Source organism: Pseudoalteromonas sp. OOF1S-7 (assembly GCF_022347765.1).
Lineage (GTDB): Bacteria > Pseudomonadota > Gammaproteobacteria > Enterobacterales > Alteromonadaceae > Pseudoalteromonas.
The window spans coordinates 252278-275847 of record NZ_JAKRFZ010000003.1 but is presented as its reverse complement, the minus strand read 5'-3'; the positions used below and the strand labels follow the sequence as shown (position 1 = coordinate 275847).

The 23570-nt window shown below is 50.6% G+C and carries 24 protein-coding genes; 11 read left to right on the top strand and 13 right to left on the bottom strand.

The window, feature by feature from the left end:
- The first annotated feature begins 47 nt into the window (after positions 1-47).
- The 4 genes from MHN33_RS06095 to MHN33_RS06080 all read left to right on the top strand — a co-directional run bounded on the left by MHN33_RS06095 (position 48) and on the right by MHN33_RS06080 (position 4660).
- A complete protein-coding gene (locus tag MHN33_RS06095; RefSeq protein WP_239397126.1) occupies positions 48-368 on the top strand; it encodes a hypothetical protein in 321 nt (106 codons plus the stop codon).
- A 147-nt stretch (positions 369-515) separates the two neighbouring features.
- On the top strand, positions 516-2393 hold the full coding sequence (locus MHN33_RS06090) for a hypothetical protein (protein ID WP_239397125.1): 1878 nt from the start codon (positions 516-518) through the stop codon (positions 2391-2393).
- Positions 2390-4087, top strand: coding sequence for a HEAT repeat domain-containing protein (locus MHN33_RS06085; protein WP_239397124.1), 1698 nt, complete (start codon positions 2390-2392; stop codon positions 4085-4087). Before MHN33_RS06090 ends, MHN33_RS06085 begins: the two co-directional genes overlap by 4 nt.
- 186 nt (positions 4088-4273) lie before the next feature.
- On the top strand, positions 4274-4660 hold the full coding sequence (locus MHN33_RS06080) for a helix-turn-helix domain-containing protein (RefSeq protein WP_239397123.1): 387 nt from the start codon (positions 4274-4276) through the stop codon (positions 4658-4660).
- A gap of 3 nt (positions 4661-4663) precedes the next feature.
- On the opposite strand, the gene MHN33_RS06075 is transcribed toward MHN33_RS06080, so the two are convergent.
- From MHN33_RS06075 to MHN33_RS06065, 3 genes are read right to left on the bottom strand one after another with little or no spacing between them, the layout of a single operon-like run.
- Positions 4664-4867 carry a 4-oxalocrotonate tautomerase family protein gene (locus MHN33_RS06075; RefSeq protein WP_239397122.1) on the bottom strand — a complete coding sequence of 68 codons (204 nt, stop codon included), beginning with the start codon at positions 4865-4867 and terminating at the stop codon, positions 4664-4666.
- Between the two features lie 2 nt (positions 4868-4869).
- A complete protein-coding gene (locus tag MHN33_RS06070) occupies positions 4870-5238 on the bottom strand; it encodes a nuclear transport factor 2 family protein (RefSeq protein WP_239397121.1) in 369 nt (122 codons plus the stop codon).
- A 14-nt stretch (positions 5239-5252) separates the two neighbouring features.
- Positions 5253-5861 (bottom strand): glutathione S-transferase family protein, encoded by a 609-nt coding sequence (locus MHN33_RS06065; RefSeq protein ID WP_239397120.1) that lies wholly within the window; start codon positions 5859-5861, stop codon positions 5253-5255.
- Positions 5862-6046: 185 nt separating this feature from the next.
- Here MHN33_RS06065 and MHN33_RS06060 point away from each other — a divergent pair, with 185 nt between their 5' ends.
- Complete coding sequence (locus tag MHN33_RS06060; RefSeq protein WP_239397119.1) at positions 6047-6949, top strand: LysR family transcriptional regulator; 903 nt, start codon at positions 6047-6049, stop codon at positions 6947-6949.
- A gap of 156 nt (positions 6950-7105) precedes the next feature.
- On the opposite strand, the gene MHN33_RS06055 is transcribed toward MHN33_RS06060, so the two are convergent.
- On the bottom strand, positions 7106-7690 hold the full coding sequence (locus tag MHN33_RS06055; RefSeq protein ID WP_239397118.1) for an alpha-ketoglutarate-dependent dioxygenase AlkB: 585 nt from the start codon (positions 7688-7690) through the stop codon (positions 7106-7108).
- Between the two features lie 151 nt (positions 7691-7841).
- On the opposite strand from MHN33_RS06055, the gene rluA reads away from it, so the two are divergent.
- A complete protein-coding gene (rluA, locus tag MHN33_RS06050; protein WP_239397117.1) occupies positions 7842-8495 on the top strand; it encodes a bifunctional tRNA pseudouridine(32) synthase/23S rRNA pseudouridine(746) synthase RluA in 654 nt (217 codons plus the stop codon).
- Here the strand turns inward: rluA and MHN33_RS06045 are convergent.
- The gene (locus MHN33_RS06045; RefSeq protein WP_239397340.1) at positions 8473-9795 is read right to left on the bottom strand and encodes an amidohydrolase; all 1323 of its coding nucleotides are present in this window, start codon (positions 9793-9795) and stop codon (positions 8473-8475) included. The two genes, rluA and MHN33_RS06045, sit on opposite strands and share 23 nt — an antisense overlap.
- Before the next feature lie 176 nt (positions 9796-9971).
- Between MHN33_RS06045 and MHN33_RS06040 the strand changes: the two genes are divergently transcribed.
- Complete coding sequence (locus tag MHN33_RS06040) at positions 9972-11174, top strand: HD-GYP domain-containing protein (RefSeq protein ID WP_239397116.1); 1203 nt, start codon at positions 9972-9974, stop codon at positions 11172-11174.
- 9 nt (positions 11175-11183) lie between these two features.
- Here the strand turns inward: MHN33_RS06040 and MHN33_RS06035 are convergent, their stop codons facing one another.
- Positions 11184-12278 (bottom strand): general secretion pathway protein GspB, encoded by a 1095-nt coding sequence (locus tag MHN33_RS06035; RefSeq protein WP_239397115.1) that lies wholly within the window; start codon positions 12276-12278, stop codon positions 11184-11186.
- A gap of 9 nt (positions 12279-12287) precedes the next feature.
- Positions 12288-13202 carry an AAA family ATPase gene (locus MHN33_RS06030; protein WP_239397114.1) on the bottom strand — a complete coding sequence of 305 codons (915 nt, stop codon included), beginning with the start codon at positions 13200-13202 and terminating at the stop codon, positions 12288-12290.
- Between the two features lie 91 nt (positions 13203-13293).
- Here MHN33_RS06030 and MHN33_RS06025 point away from each other — a divergent pair, with 91 nt between their 5' ends.
- On the top strand, positions 13294-14400 hold the full coding sequence (locus tag MHN33_RS06025; RefSeq protein WP_239397113.1) for a tRNA nucleotidyltransferase: 1107 nt from the start codon (positions 13294-13296) through the stop codon (positions 14398-14400).
- A 73-nt stretch (positions 14401-14473) separates the two neighbouring features.
- On the opposite strand, the gene MHN33_RS23845 is transcribed toward MHN33_RS06025, so the two are convergent.
- Positions 14474-14608, bottom strand: a complete 135-nt coding sequence (locus MHN33_RS23845; RefSeq protein ID WP_275442604.1) for a hypothetical protein — start codon at positions 14606-14608, stop codon at positions 14474-14476.
- A gap of 159 nt (positions 14609-14767) precedes the next feature.
- On the opposite strand from MHN33_RS23845, the gene MHN33_RS06020 reads away from it, so the two are divergent.
- Together MHN33_RS06020 and MHN33_RS06015 are read left to right on the top strand one after the other, a co-directional pair.
- Positions 14768-15616, top strand: coding sequence for an alpha/beta hydrolase-fold protein (locus MHN33_RS06020; protein ID WP_239397112.1), 849 nt, complete (start codon positions 14768-14770; stop codon positions 15614-15616).
- Positions 15617-15636: 20 nt separating this feature from the next.
- Positions 15637-16512 (top strand): hypothetical protein, encoded by an 876-nt coding sequence (locus tag MHN33_RS06015; RefSeq protein WP_239397339.1) that lies wholly within the window; start codon positions 15637-15639, stop codon positions 16510-16512.
- 20 nt (positions 16513-16532) lie between these two features.
- On the opposite strand, the gene MHN33_RS06010 is transcribed toward MHN33_RS06015, so the two are convergent.
- The 5 genes from MHN33_RS06010 to MHN33_RS05990 all read right to left on the bottom strand — a co-directional run bounded on the left by MHN33_RS06010 (position 16533) and on the right by MHN33_RS05990 (position 21646).
- Positions 16533-17465 (bottom strand): glycosyltransferase family 2 protein, encoded by a 933-nt coding sequence (locus MHN33_RS06010; RefSeq protein ID WP_239397111.1) that lies wholly within the window; start codon positions 17463-17465, stop codon positions 16533-16535.
- On the bottom strand, positions 17425-18561 hold the full coding sequence (locus MHN33_RS06005) for a polysaccharide pyruvyl transferase family protein (RefSeq protein WP_239397110.1): 1137 nt from the start codon (positions 18559-18561) through the stop codon (positions 17425-17427). The genes MHN33_RS06010 and MHN33_RS06005 overlap by 41 nt, the downstream gene beginning before the upstream one ends.
- Positions 18562-18806: 245 nt before the next feature.
- Positions 18807-19490 carry a sugar transferase gene (locus MHN33_RS06000; RefSeq protein ID WP_239397109.1) on the bottom strand — a complete coding sequence of 228 codons (684 nt, stop codon included), beginning with the start codon at positions 19488-19490 and terminating at the stop codon, positions 18807-18809.
- Positions 19491-19492: 2 nt separating this feature from the next.
- Complete coding sequence (locus tag MHN33_RS05995) at positions 19493-20740, bottom strand: WecB/TagA/CpsF family glycosyltransferase (RefSeq protein WP_239397108.1); 1248 nt, start codon at positions 20738-20740, stop codon at positions 19493-19495.
- Between the two features lie 156 nt (positions 20741-20896).
- Positions 20897-21646, bottom strand: coding sequence for a hypothetical protein (locus MHN33_RS05990; protein WP_239397107.1), 750 nt, complete (start codon positions 21644-21646; stop codon positions 20897-20899).
- 275 nt (positions 21647-21921) lie between these two features.
- Between MHN33_RS05990 and MHN33_RS05985 the strand changes: the two genes are divergently transcribed.
- Positions 21922-23562, top strand: a complete 1641-nt coding sequence (locus MHN33_RS05985; RefSeq protein WP_239397106.1) for an LruC domain-containing protein — start codon at positions 21922-21924, stop codon at positions 23560-23562.
- Positions 23563-23570 lie beyond the last annotated feature (8 nt).

Below are 23570 nucleotides of genomic sequence, written 5' to 3'. Positions count from 1 at the left end.
AAAAAGGTACAGTTAACTTTTATTAAAATCTATTTAAAGGACTACTTATGCTAAAAAAAGCAATCACCTTTGCGCTTGCTCTGACAACTTTAAACACAATGGCGGGTGTAACGAATCACAGCGGTGAGATAGCAAATATGAGAACCTGGGTATCAGGATCGGATACATATGGTGTCTGGGTAAGTTTGAAAGAAAACCCGAGTATTTGCCCTGGTGGTTTTTTCCTGCCCCACACCTCAGACAATAAACAGCTGGTATACAGCACATTACTCGCGGCACGTCTTTCTGGTAAAGCCATCATGATCCAGGCCGCAGACAGCGCCTACAAAATTGGCGATCGTTGCCGCATCAACTACGTGATGCTTTAACAGCACTGTTCCGGGTGTCTATCGCTATTTAAGCTAAACACCCTCATACTTTCCAGTTACTTGTGTAACACAGCCCGCCCAAACTCATTATTCCTCCATATTTTTGCGATATACTCAACGCTGGGTAAGAACAGATTAGGACATATAATGCGCCATTTTTCACGAGCTATTTTAGCCGCAACTATGCTCACCACGCTATCAGGATGTGAGCTTGGGAGTAACGATAAACAACCTATCGTGATCCCGGTTGAACAAAGCAATAGTAATATTGCCATCACCAAAATATCCACGGGCCCGCTAGAAACACTGGAACCTAATACCGCTGTGAAGGTTTTTTACGATGTTGACATCAGTGGCTTTAAGGATATCGACGTTGACGTACACTTTTATCTGGTACACGCAACAGAGTTAGACACGTCTGACGGTGAAGAAGCTGAAATCGAAGAAGTCCACAAAGTTGGTGCACTAGAGTTAACCCAGGTCAGTGAAGGCAGTCACAATTTTGAAACAGAAATCACCATTCCGGATACCCTGCTGGGTGGTCATTATCACTTAATCGCACAGATTGACCCTCATGATGACCATGCAGAGGACATCGAAGAAGACAATCACCCTTCAGTTGATCATGAACCATTCTCTGACGGCGAGTTCCCTTTCGCTGACCTTCATGTGCGGGTGCCTGAAAGCCATGATTACAAGCTGCTGAGCGCGGAGTTTGGTCAGCAAGCATTAATCCTGGATGTCCCAAATAATACCGACGGTACCAGCGAGCATCATTCTGATCTGGTCGGCTACCTGAGCGCAGATTATGAAGGTGCCAATCTGGGCAGCACCGCCATCACAGCAGAAGTATTGGTAAACGGCAACTGGCAACCGACCCACTTCTGGAATACCGCGAACACGACGTACGAGGCGCAGCTCACACACACCTTCACTGCGGGCTTACATGATGAGCATATTGGTTTTGACATTGCACTGGATGACGCGCTACTTGCGCAAATTTATCAGGGCTACGACGCCTCTCAGGCGCAGTCTTTACAGGTCCGATTTACTTTAACGGATCTGGCTCAGAATGCTGAAACTATCACAGACAACAATGTGATCGAAACTGAAATCCCTCTGTACTTCTTTACCGGTGACAACGCGGACACAGCGCAAAGCCTGGCAAAGCGTGATGCGCAATACTCCGTTGGACTGGCTAACATCAAGCTTGAGAAAGAGTTTGATAAGTCTTATGGCAACAAGTCTAAGTTCAGTGTGGGTGTTGATTTAAGTGGCCAGTTATTTATTGTGCCAACCGGCGACCCGGGTGGCCGGATCACAGGTGAGGGCGTTGTTGAAGCCTACTTCTTTAATGCCCAAAATACCTTGTTCAGTATTTCATATGACGGTAGTGCCTATATCAGCGGACAAAACACGGGCTACGCATCTGAAATGATCATCTTCAATAACGTTGCGTTTGAAGATGAGAAATACACCACCAAATACGAAAAATCCTGGGAAAAATCCTGGGAAGAAGAAAAAGTCCTGGCACAGGCGCGCTTTACTATAGGTCCGGTGCCAATGAGTGTTGAAGCCGGTGTGACAGGCAGCCTGGGCTTTGAACTGACAGTCGGCTATAACGCAGAGCTTTATGCCGAAGGTGACTTGTTCCATGTTGACTTTAACGCCTTTGGTCGTGGTGGTGTGAACCTGGGCTTAGTCTCTGCCGGTATCCAGGCGATTTTAACCTTAATCGACAATACCTTTGCCATGGAGTCTAATGCAGGCTTTGCTCTGGTCTCTACCGGTAACAAAGCACCACATATTTATTATGGTATTGAACTGAAGAACGACCTGGATGTGATCTCAGGTAAATTTGGTTTATACGCCGAAACCATTGGGGTGAAGTGGTGTAAGAAATGGGGGATCCCTTATCCATGTGGTAAGAAGACCCACCGTTACGACCTGTGGCTATACCAGACACCAAGCGTGTATAACAAATCCTGGACTTTATATTCCAAAGAGGACGAAATCGAACTATGACCTTGTGTCGATTGACTCTGCTTGCAGCGCCCTGGGTGGCGCTGACAAGCGCTCAGGTAATGGCTGGCACACTCTGCCAGCCGCAATACCAGTTTGACATCAAAAGCCAAACCTCCTTTGACTACGTTAAGCTGCAAAGTGCGCCGCAAACTTCTATGGTGCATTTACAGGGTAAGCTGTCGCTTAAACCGGCGCAAAAAGGAGAGGAACAAAACTGGTGGGCAATCAAGGCCGATCAGGTCGCTGCCGTTCAGGGTAAAGAACGCATGCCTTTGCCCAGTTATGAACATGCATTCGCCTTTAAACTCACGGATAAGGGGCTTATCAGCAACTTCTATTTTGCCGGTGATCTCGATCAGCAGACCCGGGACAAGCTCAAAGGACTGGCTTATTATCTGCAGTATCAGCGCGATATCAGCCAGATAAGTCAAGAGCCCGATACTCTGGGCCAGTACCAGCCCACTTACCAGCAGGTCGACAAGCAATTAAAAATGGTCAAACAACACTACAGTGACTTTGACCGCACTCAGCTGACTACTTTTAATCGAATTGAGGTGCTCGATTCAGCCCATCTGATCACCCCGGATAGCTGCTTTTTAGCACGCCGAGAAGGCAATGAAGCGCTGGCGCTGAGCGGGACCGATCTGCGATTTGGCTCCCGGCAAAGCTATACGCTGACACAGCTTAGCCAGCCTTTTAACAGTACTTTGTACGAGCTGGGCACCGATCTGACCACCTGGCAACCCACCACAGCCGAACTCAGCGAAGCCGAAAAGGCACGCCTCGCAGCCGAGTTGCAACAGCTGATCACCGGCCAGGATATCACCCAGATAGATGCCCATACCCTGTCAATCCTGCTAAAAAAGTACGATGCGGTGATTGGCACTCTGGCCCCATTGATGCTTTCAGGCACACTCAACGACAAAGCTCAGATGCGCCTGTTTAATGCACTGGGACAGCTGGACTCAGCAACCAGCCAGCACCTACTCAGCCGCCTGTTGCATGCAGAAAAGCAACCCCTCACTCAGTTTCGAGCACTGCGCGCACTGACTCAGGGCAATACGCCGCTGTCACAGCAAGCCACAGATATGCTGCTGGAGATGCTGGTTAATGGGTTCAGCACGTTAGATGCGGAAGTTGAATCCAGTTTCTACATGACACTGGGCATTTTACTCAACAATCGCGACACCTCAGACACTGCCGCGCAATTAAGCCAGGCAATCACTGAGCAGGTAGCGCTTAGCGAAAGCGAAGGGAAAACAGCCAACCTGCTCACCGCATTGGGCAACAGTCGCAACCCGCAGCATGAGCCTGTGCTCACCGCCCATTTGTCTGACAGCAGCGCCCGGATTGAGAAAGCCTCAATTCGTGCACTGGGCATGATGCAAACCGACACGGCCTATCAAAACCTGGAACAGCACTTCTTTAAGTCGCCACAGCGTAATAAAAAAGCGCTGCTCAGTGCCCTGGGGAATTTTCAGATGAGTGCTAAAACCAGTGATACCGTGCTGAATATGGCGGTCAATGATCAGGACGATGCTGTTCGCCTGGCCGCTATCAATGCGTTGGCTACCCAGCAGCAAAAAGACGCTATAAAACCCATACTGCGTCAGGCACTGCAAAACGAAACCTCTCGGCGTAATTTTAAGGCCATCATTAAACTGCTACACAGCAAAGAAGAAAAGGCGCAATAGCGCCTCAGATTGAGGATAAATCCCACTTTTTAAAGTGGGGTTTATTTTTTCAGTCGTCAGATAGTCTTTCTCCGGCTCTATTTGTCTTCATTCAAGACTTCCACCCCTTTAGTTACTTATATATACTTAAGCACCTCAGTGAGCATAACAGGCAATATTGCACTGCTAACGTCAGGAAATAGTATTATGACCAAAACAAGCGCCCCAGCCCGCCGGGTATTTGAACAGAACGAGCGCTGCCCGATCCGTAATGTCGTGGCCCAGATAGGCGACAAGTGGTCGATCCTTATTCTGTTTGCACTGGTTGACGGGCCTGAACGATTCAATGCATTAAAATCGAGAATTCAGGGCATATCCCAGCGGATGCTGACACAAACCTTGCGTGATATGGAGCGTGATGGCTATGTAAAGCGCACCGTATACGCGGAGGTCCCCGTCAGAGTCGAATATACGCTCACAGAGCTGGGACGGGGACTGGCCAAATCAGCCTGGCAACTGGTCTCCTGGGCCGACGATCATTTCGATGAAATCAGCGCTGCCCGCACCTCTTATGATATAGCCAATAAACAGTGATCTTTAAGATGGTCGCTGCCTGATAGCTGTGACCTGTTCAAAGCCAATTCCCCAGTTATCAGTTGAGATTTCATCAATAACCACAAATGTAGTCTGGGGATTTTTCCCTAAAACATCGACCATCAGCTGGGTGGCACCTTTGATCAGTGACTGCTTCTGCGCGTTTGTGACGCCTTCATCGGTGACTTGAATATGAATATAAGGCATAGTTACTCCTGCTCAGTGTGTGGTAAATCCGCATACATTTTATTGACTATCCGCCACTGCCCCTGCTCTTTCAGCAGGCCCAGAAAGTCGATGTAATTATGTTCAAACAGCGGGCATAACACCTTGACCATCGCCTGCTGACCCAGTAGGTCTATGGCCAGTACCTGGCAGGCAATTTCAGCGCCCTGTTCGGCAGGTGAGGTACGAAGGCTAACCAGCTCTAACCACTCATCCCGAGTTCGCCGCAAACCCGGTGCTTTGAGCCAACAGTCGGGATGAAACAGGTGGCGCAATGCCTCGCTATCCCCGCTATGTAACCCCGTAAAATAACATTGCACTATGGTCTGGATCTGACTTAGATCCGCTTTCATTTGCGCGTGCTCCATTATACCCCCTGCGCCTGTTCAGCCTGCAGTGCTGCAACAAAACCAGGCATACTGGTTACCGCTTCAATCATGTGTGCAGTGCGTGGCGGTATTATTATGTCGACCCCAAATGCGGCCCCCCAGCGCGAATAAACAGCCAGCAAGATATCGGCGACAGAAGCTTGCTGGCCACCCAGAAATGGTTGAGATTGCAACTGAGATTCAACCTGCCCCCATAGCCGATTGATCTCCTTTGCGGCCGCTTCAAACAACTGCTGACGCACCGAACCACTCTCCATGACGCGCGCAACAAAGAATAATCTGGAATACGCTGGATGCATGGTGGCATTCGCAAACAACAATTGCTCCACTGCACGGCGACGAGCCGGGCCCTGCTCTGTGGGAAACAAATAGCTGGGATGCTTGCTGGTGAGATGCAACATAATCGCAGCCCCTTCAAACAGTTTTTCGTCTCCATCTATCAGTACCGGCACCTGCTGTGCAGGATTCACGACCGAAAACTCGCTGAGGTTATCAGCGCGAATAAGCGTCACCTCCTGATCTAGTTCGCGCAATACGGTATTCACGGCCAGTGAACAGGCTTCCTGAATGTAGTAAAGAGTGTACATAGTCTTTATCCTTCCTGTTTAGCATACAGACGAACTCAACATGCTTCGCCTGCGGTTATGTCCAACACCTTTAGTCTATGACTTGCACTTTGTTTGATATATAGCCACAAAAGAAACCAAGTGTTCACACACAAGAAACAGTGTATTGTTGACTTATAGACTTCACGACTGGAAGGACAACTCAGATGAATAAGCTACGTGCCATTGAACTCTTTGTGAAATTGGCAGAGGTTGGCAGCTTTACCCGTGTTGCTGAGCAGTTCAGTACATCGAAATCGATGATCAGCAAAGAGATTAGTCGCCTTGAGGATCAACTTGGTGTACGTCTGTTACATCGCACCACCCGCAATATCCAGCTGACTCAGGTCGGGGAGGGTTATTTGCAGCGCGCCAGAGACATCTTAAATAAGCTGGAAGAGGCAGATTCCTTTGTACAGTCAACACAACAGGCCCCCAGGGGCAAGCTAAAAGTGAATTTACCTATGGTGCTGGGGATCACCGATCTGGGAAAGGTGTTTGCGGACTTTATGCAGGCCTACCCGAATATCGAACTCGACATTCATCTTGGTGATGAGGACATCGATCTGGTTGAACAAGGTTTTGATCTGGGCCTGCGCGCCACCAGCCGAACCATCGACAGCAATTACATCGGCCGTGAAATCACCCGGTTTGACTATCATATTTGCGCCAGCCCGGCATACCTGGCGACACACCCTGATATTGCGCATCCTCGGGATCTGACTCAGCATAACTGCTTTGAATACCGTTATTTCAAAGGGAAAAATATCTGGCCTATCGATGAAGGAGTAAAAATTTCAGGCACATTAAAAGTTAACAACGTGCTGTTCATGCTGGAGGCCATTAAAGCAGGTCTGGGCATAGGCATATTGCCAGAATTTGCCTGTCGGCATGCAATTGAAGCCAAAGAGGTGGTGAGTATTCTGCCAGCCAACAAAAAGCCTCAACTGACTCTGCTTGCACTTTACCCAGCCCGCCATCACGTTCCGGCCAGCGTATTGCAATGCATCCAGTTCTTACAGCACTGGTTTATACATCATTACCCAAACAATAGGCGGGCACTTACTTGATGCGTGGACCGACTCAAACCGGTATTTCGACCACCCGTAATTGCTGAGATCTGCCCCCTTGCGCCAACACGGTGCCTTGCGGATCAGCAATCAGGCAGTAACCTATAAAGCGCAACGTTAAACTGAAAATCAATTTACATCTTGATTCCCTGCAGGTTAGTACGGACCAAACTGACGAAATGTCAGGTTAAAACGAGGGCCGGCTCCGGGTGCCCTTGGCACCGCGTGCTGATACAGTGTCTGAAAACCACTGCCCATGATAAACAAAGAGCCGTTTTCCAGCTCAATTGAATTTAGATCCTGATGATCTGCCTGGCTACGGACCTGAAAAGTCCGTTTTGCGCCTATGCTCAAAGACGGGATCACATGAGTTGACCCGAACGCGGATAAATCACTATGGAAATCCATCCACTCGTCTCCGTCAGGGTAATAAATACAAACGCAAACGGGAAAGCTGAGTCCGGTACGTTCAACAAGGCGTTGATGAATGGTATCGATTAAGGGAAACCAAGGGGATTGTCTGCCGTGGTGTCGCTCAAACAAGCCGGACTCTATAAGATCAGGAGACAACAGGTTCATTTTCCAGGGTAAAATTGCCATGTCGGAGCCATCCGGCATGGCAATGGTTTCTGGCTGTGACAAGTCGAAGTGCTCGCTGAGCCACTGAAACAACACTGAGCTTTCTGAGTCGCTGAGAAAACCGGGCTCATAGCTGGACTCGCATTGTAATGGCAACGTCATGGCTCACTCCTTTACACGCTTTTGTGTTGCACTGTCACTGATCCATTGGCAGCTGTCAATAACAAGAGATTACATGTATTGTGGTTGGCCTTTTGCCTTTACGCTAGGTAAAATGTCGGCCCCTGAAATAAACACCTATTGTAGGTTATCCGTGTTAGTAAATTACGCTCCCCCTACCGACCCTTATCTTGATATTCTTTATCAGGATGAGCAAATGCTGGTATTAAACAAACCCAGTGGCTTGCTGAGTGTTCCAGGTAAAGATCCTAAACACTGGGACAGCGTGATCAGCCGGGTCAACCTCGTCTACCCGAATGCAAAAATTGTTCACAGACTGGATATGGCAACATCTGGGGTGCTGTGCCTGGCGATGCACAAAGCAGCACATCGCTTTCTCAGTATTCAGTTTCAGGACCGGCTGACCGCCAAACGCTATATTGCCCGGGTCCATGGTAAGTTAGCTCAGTCCAGTGGCTCGGTAGACCTGCCACTGATCTGCGACTGGCCGAACCGCCCGAAACAGATGGTCTGCCACGAGACTGGCAAGCCTTCACTGACGCATTTTGAGGTGTTGGCGTACGAAGCACAGGCAACCCGGGTCAAGCTGACACCCATTACCGGACGCTCGCATCAGTTGCGTGTACACATGCTGTCTCTGGGTCATCCTATTTTGGGCGACCGGCTCTATGCACAGGACGAGGCACTGGCAGCGGCACCCCGGCTGCAACTGCATGCCGAGATGTTGCAGATCCGCCACCCAATATCAGAACAAATGATGACCTTTACAGCGCCGGTACCGTTTTAAACAAGTCCAGCGCACTGGCCGTCATTGCGCGTACACCAGTTTTGATGGTCAGCGGATAGTCTGGCGCAAACTTACTCGAATGAAGGGACGGCAAAGGCTCGCCCGAAAACTGGGCCTGCTGATATGCTTGCGGCTCTACGCCGCCCAGCCAAAATATGGTTGCCGGGATATTTTCCGGCGTGCGGCCGTACAAACCAAAGTCTTCTCCCGCCATCACAGGTTCGGCTTTAACGACCTGATCTTCGCCCAGTTCGGCCCGAATGCTTTTTTCTACCCGCACTGCCAGCTCCGGCGTATTATAGGTTGACGGAATACTTTCCTCTTCGTGCACATACACTATCGGGGCGAGTTCGGGTGGTAAGCCTGCGCTTTGTGCGATACCTTGAGTCATGCGCTCCAGTGCCGCTATTTGTTGTTCGCGCACTGCCGGATCGTACGAACGCAGTGTCAGCTGAAGCTTCACTTCATTAGAAATGATGTTGTGTTTAGAGCCACCATGAATGGAACCCACTGTGATAACCGACGGCTTCAGCGGCGAGATCTCCCGGCTGGTAATGGTTTGCGCAGCTAATACAATTCTTGATGCCAGCACCACAGGATCCACCGTCGTATGTGGATAGGCACCGTGGCCACCTTTACCACGTACAATGATGTCTACCGAGTCAACATTGGCCAGCGCATACCCGGGCGCAATGGCGACCTGGCCGGCAGGCAGAGAAGCACTGACATGTAGCCCAAGTACGTGATCCGGTCTGGCGAAACGGCTGAACAACCCCTCTTTGAGCATAGCTTTTGCGCCCGCACCCACTTCTTCTGCCGGCTGTGCCACCATCATCAGTGTGCCCTGCCACTGGTCGCGGTTATTCGCCAGCTGCTGAGCAGTGCCAATAAAGCTGGTCATATGAATATCATGGCCACACCCGTGCATTACGCCCACTTCATTATTGCTGGCATCTTTCACCCGTACTTTGGAGGCGTAGGGTTTGCCGGTTTGCTCGACAATCGGCAAACCGTCGGTATCGGCGCGGATCATTACCGTAGGCCCCTCGCCATTGCGCAGCAAGGCCACAACACCGTGCCCACCAACCTGCTCGGTAACCTCAAAGCCCAGTTGTTTGAGTTCAGCAGCCAACCGCCTGGCCGTTTGCGCTTCCTGATAAGAAAGTTCAGGGTTCTGATGTAAGTGTACATAAAGGGCTTCAAGCTCGGGCATCGCCCGGGTGACTTCGGAATCCAGTTGATATGCCAGCGCATTATGGCTTACCAGCGCGAGTGATAATGCAGATAGTAGTGTTTTCATCATTGTTATTCTTACCGTTTTTTAGGGTTGATATCAATTTGCGAAGAATTGATGCGAATTGCAACCTCTTTGTGTCATTGCGGCGGTAATGAAGTCGACAAACAAGCCAGATTATTCCTTTCTTTCTGCTTAAGCTTTGCTAAGCTTAGAGTCTGAACCACTATCTCATTGCGGCCGTGAAAACGATTACAATCAATGACTTAAAACCAGGTATGTTTGTTGTCAGCGTCACCCAACAAGCCGGCCATGTGCGCGTAAAGAGCCAGGGCTGGGTACGTACCCCCAGCGCTATCGGTGCTTTACAAAAGGCCGGCGTGCTGGAAGTGGAAATAGACCCGGACAAAACCTTGCAAACCAAACCGCAGGCGCAACCTGAGCAGTCCGAAGCAACTCATCAGGACAATGTCACGGTGCACGACCCCTGGCATAAAACCACCAGTGTTGAGGCCGAATTGGACCTGGCCACCACCTTGTATGCGGAAGCCAAAGGCCTTCAGGAAAAAGCCTTTGCGGATGTCAAAGCAGGTAAAGCCATCGCCGTCGAGGAATTTAAACAAACCGCGTCCGGGTTTATTGACTCCATATTTCGCAATCAGGATGCCCTTGCCTGTATTGCTCGGATCCGCGAAAAAGACAGCTATTTACTCGAACACTCGCTGAACGTTTCGATTTTAATGAGTATTTTTGCCAAGCACCTTGGCCTGGAACGCACTATCATCGAACAGCTGGCCACCGGTGCACTGCTGCACGATATTGGCAAAATAAAAATCGCCAATGAGATCCTCAACAAGCCCGGTAAACTCAGTGACGATGAATACCATTTAATGATGGATCATGCCAAATACAGCTATGAAATTGTTGCCCAAAGCGGACTGGGGCAGATAGCCACCGAAATTGCCGGGTTTCATCATGAGCGTTTGGACGGCAGCGGCTATCCGTTTGGCAAAAAAGCCGACGAGTTGTCTCAGTATGTTCGTATGGCGGCCATTGTGGATGTTTATGATGCGCTGACAGCCGAGCGGGTATATAAAGTGGGGCTGACACCAATCCGCGCCTTTCGTATTTTAAAAGAAGGCACACCGGATCATTATGATGCCCAGCTGCTGGCACACTTTATCAATTGTATTGGAGTCTACCCGGTGGGCACACTGGTAAAACTGAAAAGTGAGCGCATTGGCATTGTCGCCTCAAGTAACCCCACAGAGCCACTCAAGCCGGTGGTGAAAGTGTTTTATCACGCTAAAAACATGCTTTACACCGAAGTAAAAGACATAGACCTGGCCGACAAGCGCGTAACCGATGAACTGGAAGCGGCGATAAAACCGGAAGAGTTCAGCATTGACCTGATCCGCTTTTTCCGCCACACCATGGTGCCCTGAACGGCGTAATTATTCACCGTCGGGCCAGTCCTGCATGGCCTGCAGCGTGAACTCTATGCCGTCAAAGTCAAACATAGCCTGCTCTGGAGTGATCTCCACCAGCTGCAGGGCCCCCATGTTATCGCCCTCATATAGCTCTCGATTGTTCAACTTGATCCAGCGTTTCTCCGCGTCAGTGGCATAAATGTGAGCCTGATAGCGCAGCCTTGGCAAACTGTTTTGAAGCTGCGGGGGCAGTAATTCAACCGGCGTCGCGCGTGCAGACCCTTTGGTACTGGACAGTACCTCAGAGACAATTCGTTCCGACTTAGGCGCGGTTTCTTCCACCGCCTGTTCAAAGGCTTTTTTCAGCTCGTCTGGTACACCTGCCAACGCCTGAGCCTCCTCCCGCTCAGCTGCCTGTCGCGCAGCATTAGCACGAGATTGCTCCAGCGGCACGCCCAGCACTCGGTAACCACTGAGATCTTCAAGTGGCTGCTGTATCTGTTGCCCCTGATTGGCCGCAAAAACAGGCGAGTTGTTAGGCTGATAGGCCTGCTGTGTTGCCGCATACTGATTACCAACGGGCTGCTGTAAAATTTGACCATTAGCCGACACGGGCACCAGCTGTTGCGAATAAACGGGCTGTCCCTGCGAATCAAACCCAACCTGAACCGACATCCACTGATAGTGGATCTGACGCTGTGCACTGTGCATCACAGGATTACCCACCGGATTAATACTCTGATTCATGGACTGATTTACAAGTTGTCCGCTGTGCATCAAGGCCGGGTTATTGGCCACAACCTGATTGACAGGAGCTGGGGTATTTTCAGCCTGGGGTTGTCCACTTTGTAGTGTCTTTGCCTGCTTATCCACAGCCTCCGCGGCGACGTCACTGCTCTTAGGTGCAACGCTTGCGATGACTTCTTCTTGCGGCTCCCCCTGAAAGGCCTCACCGACAAAATATCCCGCCCCCAGCGAACACACGCTGATCAGCGCGCCACCCAGAGTGAGGCTTAAACGGCGATAAAAGCGGACCTGCTGCTCATGACGTGATTGTTGGTAATCCTGCTCTGAGTCGATTTGTTGAGATTGTTTTAATGCATTGATTAGGTACGACATATCACACCACTAAAAAATATACGAAAGACCGATGCCACACACAAACATGGCAGCCACCCAGCCTGAAATCAGCACCGGCATATTGACCTTTTTCTCGCCGGATTGCGGCACCAGATCCAGAGGTAGCGCCTCTTTGGCAGCCTGCATCGAAATGGCCTTAGTCACAACCTGTTGCTGCGCAGAGTATGCGCCCAGTAAACACCGATCGGCCAGCAAATTGATCAGCCTGGGGATCCCGGCGGTCACCTGGTGCATATAGGCAATAGCCTGAGGCTCAAACAGGCTGGTCTGGCAGCCGGCCTTATTCAGGCGATGCTTCACATAAGCAAAAACCTGAGACTCAGTCAGCGGTAATAAATGATAACGTGCCGTAATGCGCTGTGCCAGCTGACGCAGTTCATTGCGCTTTAGCAGCTGTTGCAACTCAGGCTGACCCACCAGCACTATTTGTAGTAACTTTTTATGGTCGGTCTCCAGATTAGTAAGTAATCGCAACTGCTCCAGCACTTCTGCCGCCAGATGCTGTGCTTCATCAATGATCAACATAGTATGGCCACCGCGCTGATGATTATCCAGCAGCCGCGCCTTGATCACATCGGTCAGTGACTTGAGTGTCGCGTTATTCGCATCATAGTCGATACTCAACTCATCACAGATACTTGCCAGCAGTTCCATTTCCGACAATGCCGGGTTCAGGATGAATGCCACCTGCGTTGAGTCGGGTAACTGTGCCAGCATACTGCGGGTCACGGTGGTTTTACCTGTACCCACTTCACCGGTCAGCAGCACAAAGCCGCCGGCATCACCCAGGCCGTAAGTCAGATGAGCAAGCGCTTCCTTATGGCGTTCGCTTAAGAACAAAAACTCCGGGTTTGGTGCTATCGAAAACGGCTTTTCGGTCAGACCAAAATAACGTAAATACACGGCTCGTCTCTTTCTTGTTAGAATGGGGCCTATAATGGCAAAAAAACGGCACAAGTTAAAACCTTGTTTGCTTTTCAATACGGAATTCACCATGAAAATTTACCTGGTCGGTGGCGCAGTGCGTGATCAGCTCCTTGGACGCCCTATTGTGGAACGTGATTATGTAGTGGTTGGCGCGACCCCTGAGCAAATGCAACAGCTTGGTTATCAGCAGGTTGGCAAAGACTTTCCGGTGTTTTTGCACCCTGAGAGTAAAGATGAGCACGCACTGGCACGCACTGAGCGCAAACAGGGCCGGGGCTACACCGGGTTTATCTGTGATTTTGCCCCCAGTATTACTCTGGAAGAAGATTTAATGCGCCGCGACCTCACGGTTAATGCCATTGCCCAGGATGAGGACGGCACACTCATCGACCCTTATCATGGCCAGCAAGATCTCAACGCCCGGGTGTTGCGCCATGTCAGCGACGCATTTGGCGAAGATCCCCTGCGGGTATTGCGAGTTGCCCGCTTTGCTGCCCGTTATCATCATCTTGGATTTACCATTGCCCCCCAAACACAGGCGCTAATGCAACGCATGGTTGAAGACGGTGAGCTGGCAACCCTCACCAAAGAACGGGTATGGCAGGAAATTGAAAAATCCCTCAAAGATGGCGCCATCGAAGTTTTTTCCGAAGTACTGGCCAGCCTCAGCGCGCTCTCTTTGGTCATGCCATGGCAGGATACCTGGACGAGCGACGACAGCAAGCACCTTAAAACCTGTACCAGCAAACTGGAAAAGCAAGATGATGACTACCTGCTGACAAGCTTTGCACTATGGCAGCATCGCGCGCAGCTCAATGGCTATCACCTGGAGCAGGACTTTAAAATCCCCAAGGCCTACGGCGAAGCGCTGCGTGACCTGCAAACGGCGTTACCTTTATTGCACAGTGATGACTGGCAGACGCACACGATAATGCAGCTTTTCAGTGCGCTGGATGCCTGGCGGCGACCACAACGCCTGACACTGATGTGCAAAGCCGCCAAGACCTTGAGCGATAAGCTGGCACAGCGCTGTGACATGCTGGCACAAGCCCATCTGCTTGGTGCCAAAGTGAATGCGCAAGATGTTATTGCGCTCGGTTTTAAGGGCCCGCAAATTAAAACCGAAATGGACAAGCTCAAAATGCAAGCCATCAGCGCCTTGTTTGAGGGTTAGGACACTACAGCAATCAGCGAACTATCGCCTGCAACGACCCTGGCGTTATTGCGCTTGATCATGACAGCTATTGCTATGCAAACTGACAGAGCAAAGTAATAGCTTTACCACCTTTCACTATGTCAGTATTCGCCAAAGACTCGTGCTCAGCCTGACGGAACACGCCCATACCGCCTAGCCCCCTCCCCTGCCCCAAGCTGCTTAACATAAATATAACCTTTTGAAAGTAATACTTTTAATATCCGGATAAAAAACTCAGCCGAATATCAAGGAAACATCATGCGTTTTTCCGGCTGGCAAATACAGTGTCGTTATCTGCGGTGACAGACTTGTTCACGCCGCGACCTTCAACAACTGAGGAACAACCATGACACAAAGTATTATTATCTTGATTTTTGCACTGCTGCTGCCGATGAAGCTGCTGGCCAGCAGCAAGTCTGTGCCCTATGAAATGCCCAGAACCCAGGTTGTCCCGCTGATTCAGGCTGACACCGAACGGATGTATCAACTGGTTATTCAGCTGCCCGAAAATTATTCGGCACAAAAGCAACATCCGGTGCTGTATTACACCGATATGACCTGGCACATTGAAATGCTGGCTTCTGCCGCCTATTTTTTGATGGAAGACGCCATCCTGGTCGGCATCTCCTGGCAAACCAATATGCCAGATCCAATAAAGCGCGACGTCGGTGCTCATGCCAGTCGCTTTCGTGATTACTCTTTCGCCCCGTCGACTAAGCCTGAGAATCAGGCAAAATATCAGTTCGGCGGAGCCAACGCCCATATCGACTTTATCCGCAACCAGGTCAAGCCTTATATTGCACAGCACTATCGTGTTAAACCTGGCAGTGAGAGTTACTTTGGTTACTCCATGGGTGGGTTATTTGGCGCCTATACTTTGCTAATCCAACCCGATACCTTTGACAACTATCTGCTTGGCAGCCCGTCGGTATGGCGGCTGGCACAGCTCCTCGAAGTACCTACCCAGAGAACACCTAAAACAAAAACCAATGTCTATTTGTCGCACGGTAGCCAGGAAGAAAAACTGAGCCCGCATATTAAGGGGCTGTTTAACTTTCTTAAAGCCCAAAACAATCCCCAACTACATGTGGAGCTTGCCGAGATAGATGGCACCCACCAGACCGCCGCCCCACTGACGGGGGTGCGTGCAATAAAATGGTTAGCAGAGCGCACCGCACAAGGAGCAACACGATGAAGAAATCAGGAACACTGGCGATGATCGCATTAAGCTCTTTGCTGGCAAGCCCCTTGGTGCAGGCAGAAGACGAGTTTGGCACAATCAGCGGTCCGCTGATGGGCCAGACACCACCTGGGATGACCGCTGTGCCCTTTGCCCCCGGCATTGTTTCAAAGGCAGGGTGGGAACTGGAAGGCGTTTTTGCCCCCGGCATGCAGGAGTTCTATTTCACCCTTGACAGGGGTGTCTATGAAGGACCAGACAAAACCGGATTTCGCCCAACTGTGGTTGGATTCAGACAGCAGCATAATACCTGGGTAAAGTTTACCGAATTTTTACGTACCGGCGAAGTGAGCTTTTCGCCCAATGGCCAGCGCATGCACATGGCCGAAGACTACCGGGAGCGTCAGGGCAATGGCTGGACAGAGCGCATCAGTCTGGGCCCGATGTTTGACCGCGAAGACTGGGGCATTATGCGCTTATCGGCTTCAGCCAAAGGCACCTATGTCTTTGACGATTATAAAAGTAAAGTTGTGCGCATGTCCGAGGTCGTGAACGGCCAGCGACAACCACCTCGGGTAATGAGCACAGTAGTTAACTCGGGTGACATGACCGCCCACCCCTTTATCGCGCCCGATGAGAGCTACCTGATCTGGGACAGTGAGCGCGAGACGGGCTTTGGTGACTCAGATCTCTATATCAGCTTTAAACTACCGGATGGCGGCTGGGGGCCAGCAATCAATATGGGCGAAGCCGTCAATTCAGATAAATGGGATGCCTATGCCACGGTGACACCCGATGGCAAATACCTGCTATTTAACCGGGGGGTCGATGACGATAACAAGAATGTTGATATCTACTGGGTCGATGCCAGCATCATAGATACCCTAAGGGACAAGCAGCAGGCACCCTGAGCGCTGCTCTCAGCGCTCAATTATCGGATCAGCCCGAACGACACTCTGGACAGGGTGGCACGGCAAAGGCTCAGCATCATGTAAGCACTCCAGTGTAAAGGTTTGGCACGCGCCACCGGGTTGACCAACAGGCGAAGCGCCTGGCCATACAAGCGGTGCTTAATGTTGCGCTTGGCCAGGTCGCAGATATGGGTCGCTACATACTTATGCGCCATCGCGGTGTGCGCTACCTCGCCGTTTTTAATGGCGCTCAGCAGGCGTTCGGCAAACGGACAGAGCTGAGTGGGTGGCGCCTTATCGCAGACACTGCCCGGTGCCCCCAGGAAATAAAAGCTTTCAACGGCAGGAGAATACGCAATGCGCGACTGCAGAGCAGCCTGGACATAGAAACTCTGATCTTCCCCCATCCATTCGCCCACCGGGAAGCCGCCTAACTGGTTAAATGCCGTTTTGTCGACCACTAAACTCGACATGGTAAACGGTAAATCGCCATTCGCCGCCACCTCAAAGTAATTATCCATCTCGTACCCCTCTGGTGCCCAATTGGTGAGTGCGATTTTGGCGTCGATATATTCCCCGTTGTCCCGCACCTTTTGGTAGCGCGAGGCAAACAGGCCAGCCTGTGGAAAACGCTGGATCAGCTCAGCCATACGTGCCAAAAAGAACGGGCTCCAGGTGTCATCGGCATCCAAAAATGCCACAAAATCACTGCTTGCCGCTTTAACGCCCTTATTGCGCGCAGCAGAGACACCCTGATTGGCCTGGCGTACCAGACGTAAATTGGGCAAGCCCAGATCAATCACTTTTTGCGGGCTATCGTCGGTCGAGCCATCGTCGACTACGATGATTTCTGCAGCCTGATGGTGCTGTGCATGAACACTTTGCAGTGCCCGGACAATGCACTCGCTTTTATTATACAGCGGAATAACGACTGTGAATTGGATGGTGTTCATAGTGTTCGCTCCAGTTAGAAAGGGACAAAGTAGTGGCTTGACCGATGGCCAGGCTGGGGGCGTCAAAGCTGCGGTCCAGACCCCGATAGATCACCCGAAACACGGGATCCGGGTTAAACTCATTGGCATCAAACGTGTACTGCTCAGGCAGACCAATTTGCTCACTCCATTGTGTGCATTTGGTGTGATATTGCAGGCTGATAAAGGGCGTTTGCGTCATATAGGCATAAATTTGTGCATGTAATCGCATCCCGACGACGACCCTGAACATCGCCATACACTGCAAAATACTGGCAGGGTTCGGCACATAACGGATCCGTTTAACCGTCACATAATCAGGCAGGCGCGCCTCAATTTCGTCGTGAATAGCCCGGTCACTGCCCTGTGCCTGATCGTTCAGATCAATCAAATAAATGTCTTCGTTGGTAAAACTCCACACCGTAGTGATCAGATCAACTGCTTTGGCAATCCGGCGCAGCTCATTGTGCTCATTAACATTGCCAAACGCATCAATGGCTTGCGGGCAAAAATTAAAGGCAACCCCCTGACGCACAACCGGATTCAGCTTGCCTTTTAGATGGTGTAACAAGGACGGCGCCAGGTCGAAGGTGTGCTTCAGGTTGGCATGCGGGGCCAGCGCCTCAGCAATCTCGTAACTTTGCTTATCACGCAGCGTAACCAGGCCACATTCGTAGAGAAACTTTTTGCACTGCAGTTCGTCATCCAGGGTTTTAAACGGCTCAATACCCACGCCCAGCGCCATCGCCTGGTTGCGACCACTCAGTGCCATCATGTGACGTTTCAGGGCGATATCACGACTGCTGTGTAGTACTGAACCGCCACCAAAAATCACATGTTGTGCACCATAGGCATGGCGATAATGCCACAACCGCTGATGACCTCGAAACAACAGGGGTTGTTGCCCGATACAATTCAACTGGCTCACCAGAGGGTCACCTGCTGGTGCACTGACCGTCACCTGCTCGCTGTTCAGAAAATGCCGGGCTCCCATCACCGACGCCAGCATGAGCGCATCATCACCGCTGTTACGCATGCCGTAATAGCCGACAATATAAGCTTTGTTTTTTGCTGCCATTGTGCTGCCTCGCTAAGTTAAGATACTGAGTTATTGCAGCTGTCATGCCAGCTTTCAAGGCATTGTTTTTAATATGTTTTTTATTTTCACTACGCGTTTGGCAGCACTAATTTGCAAAAGGCGACGCGTTATTTTGTAAGAATTACCAAAATAGAAATGGGCTTTTTCAAAACAAAAAACCACCGGCGAGCGGTGGTTTTATGGCAAAACACTAAGTGGGTGCAACATCATGACTCCCATCAGGGTTAATAAGCTCCTTTGGCACCAAGGACACAAGGAATGGTTTTAAGCAAAATCGTTACGTCGTTCAGCGCACTTTGTTCCATGATATACTGTTTATCCAGCTGCACCTGCTGCGCAAATGTCGTGTCGGCGCGACCTGTTACCTGCCACAGTCCTGTCAGCCCCTGCTCACTGTCCAGGCGTCCCAGATCGTTTGGCTGATAAGCGTTGAGCTCTTTTTCCAATGCCGGGCGGGGGCCGATCAGCAACATGTCTCCGCGTATCACATTCAGTAACTGTGGCAACTCATCAATGGAGTACTTGCGAATAAACGCACCTATGCGGGTAATACGCGGATCATTTCGATACTTGGCACAGACCCCTTCACGGTCACTTTGTGCTGGATCCGGGTTACGAAAACGCGGGTCTTCCGGTACATACATTGAACGGAACTTATACAACATAAAACGACGTCCCAACTTGCCAACACGGATTTGTTTATAGACACACGGACCCTGACTTTCCAGCTTGATAAGTGCTATCAGAATCAGCAAAAATGGGCTGAGCAGCAGTAAGCCGGTAATCGCGGCCAAGCGCTGTAAACTGGCGGGGATACCGTGGTGACGACCATCCAGTTTTGTCTGTCCAGAGGCAGACGTTGAAACCGGGGTGAACTGAGTTACTGTGGTTTTTTTGATGCTATACATAATTAAAGTCCTCGCAAAGCTTGTTGTAATACGTAAACACGGAATAAGAAAATCGGGTTGCCGAGCACATAGCGATTAAACTTGGCTTTAGGCTCCAGAATTAGACGCCAGATCCATTCAAGACCCAGCTCTCTCATCCACATAGGCGCACGCGCTATATTGCCCGAGAAAAAGTCAAATAAGCCGCCGACCGCCAGCGCACACTGCGCCTGAAGCTTGTGTTTGTTGGTATCTATCCAGATTTCCTGACGTGGTGAGCCCAGGGCGACCAGCACAATATCGGCACCACTTTGATTTATCTGGTTTACAACCGCTTCATCATCATCGAAGTAACCGTGCTGTACACCCGCAATGTGTAACCCGGGAAACTGCTGACGTAAGTTTGTGGCGGCCTGTTGAGCGACACCCGGCTGAGCACCGAGCAGAAACAGCGAGCGTTTGTGGGTGATGGCTGCGCGGCATAGCACAGGCAGCATATCGGTACCATTGTTGTTGTCGGCCAGGCTCATGCCTGCCTGACGCGCTGCGATACGCATACCCGAGCCATCAATAAAGTTACGATCGCTGCTGCGTAACACCTGATATAGCTGCGCGTTTCGGGCAGACAGGTTTACTGAGTTGGCGTTGATGTAATAAGCCGAGCGACATGCCTGATGAGCACTATCGTGCACCACCCAGTCGACGGCACTGTGCATACGCGTATTGCTAAACGGAATGCCAAACAAGGTGCTGTGCGGTGGCATGACCGCTGATTTATGATACAGGCCCAGACATAACGCAATTCTGACAATAAGCAGGGTATCGGCAAAAGCACTCTGGCGACACTGCTGGTGCAATAAAACCAGCGGCTTTTCGGTGCTCAGACCTATCAAGCTATATAACCACAGGCTGTCGAATAGACCGGGTCTGTGGCAAGGGGAGCATAAACGCGCCGTCCCCGGAATACTTACACCCGCGCGTACCAGTGGGTTGCCAACAAAATGAATGGTTCCGCTCAGCACATTCAGTACCGCTGCACTACCTTTGAAGATGCCAGCCTGCCAGCGTAGCAGCCGCACGGGCTGAGCGCTGATATCAATCCAGGTTTGACGGGTTAGGGGGGCTTTAAAACACAGTAGCGCCGCAACCGTGTTAAATAAAAACAGGGGTAATAAAGCAATGATCAGCAACAGCGCTGCACAAAAACGCAGTGCATTGCGCACACCTGGGTTACCTGCCTGTGATGAGTGCGAATTAAGATAAGATGACATCGCTTTCTCCCGTATTTAGTGAATTACACAAGAGGAATAGCGAGGACCGTGCCAACCTTTAATCCATTGTTTTGTATGTATTATTTAAATTTCATCTGAGATTGCGATACGCTAAAGTGCATTGCATTTTAGGAATTTTTTTATTTTGAAAAACGCTCACCGGGCTGCAAAGTAACGCGAGTATAGAGCTTGGATCTGCGCCATAACCCCTGGGACTCGTGACTGTACCACAGCCAGTTTATGTGCCTGCTCTTCGGGCCGGGACAAACTATGGCCCAGCAGCAGGCGTGAGCATTTGAAGATCAGAGTATGGAAGCACTTATCCAGCAACGAGCACTTCAGCGGTCCATAGTTAAAGTGACGAATATAGTCATCCAGCTGTGCATCAAAGGTATTGTTCCAGCGCCGTTCCAGCTCGGCAACACCCTCGCAGTCCCGGGCATAATGGATCACATGTCCATTTTCTCCCCAGCCAATCCCCTGTGATTCGGCAACCGGCGCAGTCATAGACGTGATCAGCGTATCCAGCCAGGCAATCGCCTGCGGGCAGTCGCGCATCAGCATCACCCCAGAGTTGAACACCCCACTATACCCTCTGACAAGATACAAAAACTTGTCTGGCTGATATAAGGTTTCCAGCGCCGGGCAGCCCGGCTGAATACAGGCATCGGCATCCACAAACAGCACCTGCCGGTAACCGGTCTGTAGCGCCGCTTTGAGCAAAAACAATTTAAGCCAGCAACACTCCGCGCCGAGCCGGTTCAGCCAGGGCCGGGTCACCACCACATAATCGTACCCCATTCGCCTTGCGTACTGACGCTGACTGTTCAGATAACGACGGTAGCGCCACTGATATCCATTCAGTGCCACACTGAATATCAAAGTGTCTGATTGCGCAAAGTGCATGCTTACCTCCTTTGTTCCTTATCCCCGTTAAGCAAGTATTGCACCGATCATAGAAAATATCCCACGGCGTACTGCTGGCTGACTGCTTTGGTTGTTTTACCGCCCTACCTGCGCCATTTTTTGTTTGCAAAGCGCAATGCAGCGCAATTTGCGAAAAACCCGAGAGCGACAAGGAGAAAAAACATAAGCAACTGAAAATAAACAGGTTAAGTTTTGGCACGCTTCATGAAATATCTAACTCAGAAAGAAAAACCTGACTTTTAATCGGAGCGAATATGATGAAATTAGCTAACCCACTTTATCCCTTAATTGCCTCGGGCTTAATGGCCTCTGGGCTGTTCTCGTTTACAGCTGGCGCCGTTGAGCAAATCGAAGGTCAGTATGTCTGGCAATTCCAGTCTGGCGAAGCCTGGCCATTTGGCTACAATCAGTCTACCGGCAAGCCGGATTCTATGGTCTATGCACGTGAAGAGTATAGCCGTGAATTTTTTCAGCGGATCCAAAATGCGCTGCCCGAGGCTAAAGTTAACGAAGCCTTTATCACCGGTGACGCCGGCTCAACGATTCACTTGAATGAAGATGCCGAAGTCTTTATTACCTTTATTCACGAAGGCGCAGGCTATAAAAATTCCTTTGGTTATTTTACCTTTGATCCGCAAAATCCGCCGCAAACCCCTGAAGACGTGCAGGAAACCATCGTTTTCCCTAACCTCAGCTACCCTCACCTGACCAATGGTCACCGTGTCAGCATCGGTGAGTTTCCCGCCGGCACCAGTATTGGCTTTTTTATCGCTGCCAATGGCTTTTGGTATGATACCGGGGTTAAGCCATTTAAAACCCCCTACTACTACTCACTGTCTAACCTGAACCCGGAAAGCAACGAGACGCTGCGACAGCACTGTGTTCTGCTGCTGGATGAGGCGCAACAGGAAGTGGTCATCGGCTTTGAAGACTTACCACGCACCTGGGGCGACAACGATTTCAACGACGCGGTATTTAGCGTGAAAAGCTCACCCGCTTCTGCCATTTCTGCACTCAATCTGACCGTTATGCCCGAGCAAAACGACAGCGACGCCGATGGCATTGAAGACGAGCTGGATGAATTCCCCAACGACTTTAACCGCGCTTACAGCCAGTACATCCCCAGTGCACAAGGGGTAACCACTTTGGCTTTTGAAGATAACTGGCCCGCGCGGGGCGACCATGACCTGAACGACTTAGTGGTAAAGCAGCGTATTCGCATGACCTACAACGCCGATAACCAGATCAGCGGGTTTATCATCAGTGGCTGGATCACCGCACGCGGCGCCGCCTATCAAAACGGCTTTGCACTGCGTCTGATGAACAGTGAGCCCGGGCTTATCAAACAAGCCAGCCTGACCATAAACGGCCAAAGCTTCGACAAAACCGCTGAAAGCGGACAGAGCAACGCGGTTTTATCGCTGTGGAGTAACACCCATGTATTCACCACCACCGGGCAATCTGGCCAGTGTCAGCACTTTAATACGGTGATGACCTGTGATTACTTTGAGCCGGTGCCTTACACTTTTGATGTGCGTTTTGAGCAGGGGCTGGATGCACTCAGCATCAGTGATTTTGATTTCTTCCTGTATCGTACCCAGGACCGCTCACTGGAGATCCACCTGGCAGACTACCCGCCAACAGACAAGTTTGATACCAGTCGCTTTGACACCGCCGATGACACCTCAAATGCGCAATCCAACCGCTATTTCAGAACCGCCGAAAACCTGCCCTGGGCACTGATGATCAGTAACGACTGGCACTACCCCAGAGAGTATCTTGATGTCATCTGGGCCTACCCGGCCTATGAAACCTGGGTAGAAAGCAACGGCGAGCAGGCGCAAGACTGGTTTATGACTAACGAACGCACCACCCACACATTCAGCGCACACTAAGAGGACAC

Coding starts and splice junctions, on each gene's coding strand:
- MHN33_RS06080 (WP_239397123.1), top strand. CDS start 4,274: ATGACCAAAACAAGCGCCCCAGCCCGCCGGGTATTTGAACAGAACGAG.
- MHN33_RS06000 (WP_239397109.1), bottom strand. CDS start 19,490: ATGTATAGCATCAAAAAAACCACAGTAACTCAGTTCACCCCGGTTTCA.
- MHN33_RS06085 (WP_239397124.1), top strand. CDS start 2,390: ATGACCTTGTGTCGATTGACTCTGCTTGCAGCGCCCTGGGTGGCGCTG.
- MHN33_RS06005 (WP_239397110.1), bottom strand. CDS start 18,561: ATGGCAGCAAAAAACAAAGCTTATATTGTCGGCTATTACGGCATGCGT.
- MHN33_RS06010 (WP_239397111.1), bottom strand. CDS start 17,465: ATGAACACCATCCAATTCACAGTCGTTATTCCGCTGTATAATAAAAGC.
- MHN33_RS06070 (WP_239397121.1), bottom strand. CDS start 5,238: ATGAAAGCGGATCTAAGTCAGATCCAGACCATAGTGCAATGTTATTTT.
- MHN33_RS06025 (WP_239397113.1), top strand. CDS start 13,294: ATGAAAATTTACCTGGTCGGTGGCGCAGTGCGTGATCAGCTCCTTGGA.
- MHN33_RS06075 (WP_239397122.1), bottom strand. CDS start 4,867: ATGCCTTATATTCATATTCAAGTCACCGATGAAGGCGTCACAAACGCG.
- MHN33_RS06065 (WP_239397120.1), bottom strand. CDS start 5,861: ATGTACACTCTTTACTACATTCAGGAAGCCTGTTCACTGGCCGTGAAT.
- MHN33_RS06020 (WP_239397112.1), top strand. CDS start 14,768: ATGACACAAAGTATTATTATCTTGATTTTTGCACTGCTGCTGCCGATG.
- MHN33_RS06035 (WP_239397115.1), bottom strand. CDS start 12,278: ATGTCGTACCTAATCAATGCATTAAAACAATCTCAACAAATCGACTCA.
- MHN33_RS06090 (WP_239397125.1), top strand. CDS start 516: ATGCGCCATTTTTCACGAGCTATTTTAGCCGCAACTATGCTCACCACG.
- MHN33_RS05995 (WP_239397108.1), bottom strand. CDS start 20,740: ATGTCATCTTATCTTAATTCGCACTCATCACAGGCAGGTAACCCAGGT.
- MHN33_RS06055 (WP_239397118.1), bottom strand. CDS start 7,690: ATGACGTTGCCATTACAATGCGAGTCCAGCTATGAGCCCGGTTTTCTC.
- MHN33_RS06060 (WP_239397119.1), top strand. CDS start 6,047: ATGAATAAGCTACGTGCCATTGAACTCTTTGTGAAATTGGCAGAGGTT.
- MHN33_RS05990 (WP_239397107.1), bottom strand. CDS start 21,646: ATGCACTTTGCGCAATCAGACACTTTGATATTCAGTGTGGCACTGAAT.
- MHN33_RS05985 (WP_239397106.1), top strand. CDS start 21,922: ATGATGAAATTAGCTAACCCACTTTATCCCTTAATTGCCTCGGGCTTA.
- MHN33_RS06045 (WP_239397340.1), bottom strand. CDS start 9,795: ATGAAAACACTACTATCTGCATTATCACTCGCGCTGGTAAGCCATAAT.
- MHN33_RS06095 (WP_239397126.1), top strand. CDS start 48: ATGCTAAAAAAAGCAATCACCTTTGCGCTTGCTCTGACAACTTTAAAC.
- MHN33_RS06015 (WP_239397339.1), top strand. CDS start 15,637: ATGATCGCATTAAGCTCTTTGCTGGCAAGCCCCTTGGTGCAGGCAGAA.
- MHN33_RS23845 (WP_275442604.1), bottom strand. CDS start 14,608: ATGTTAAGCAGCTTGGGGCAGGGGAGGGGGCTAGGCGGTATGGGCGTG.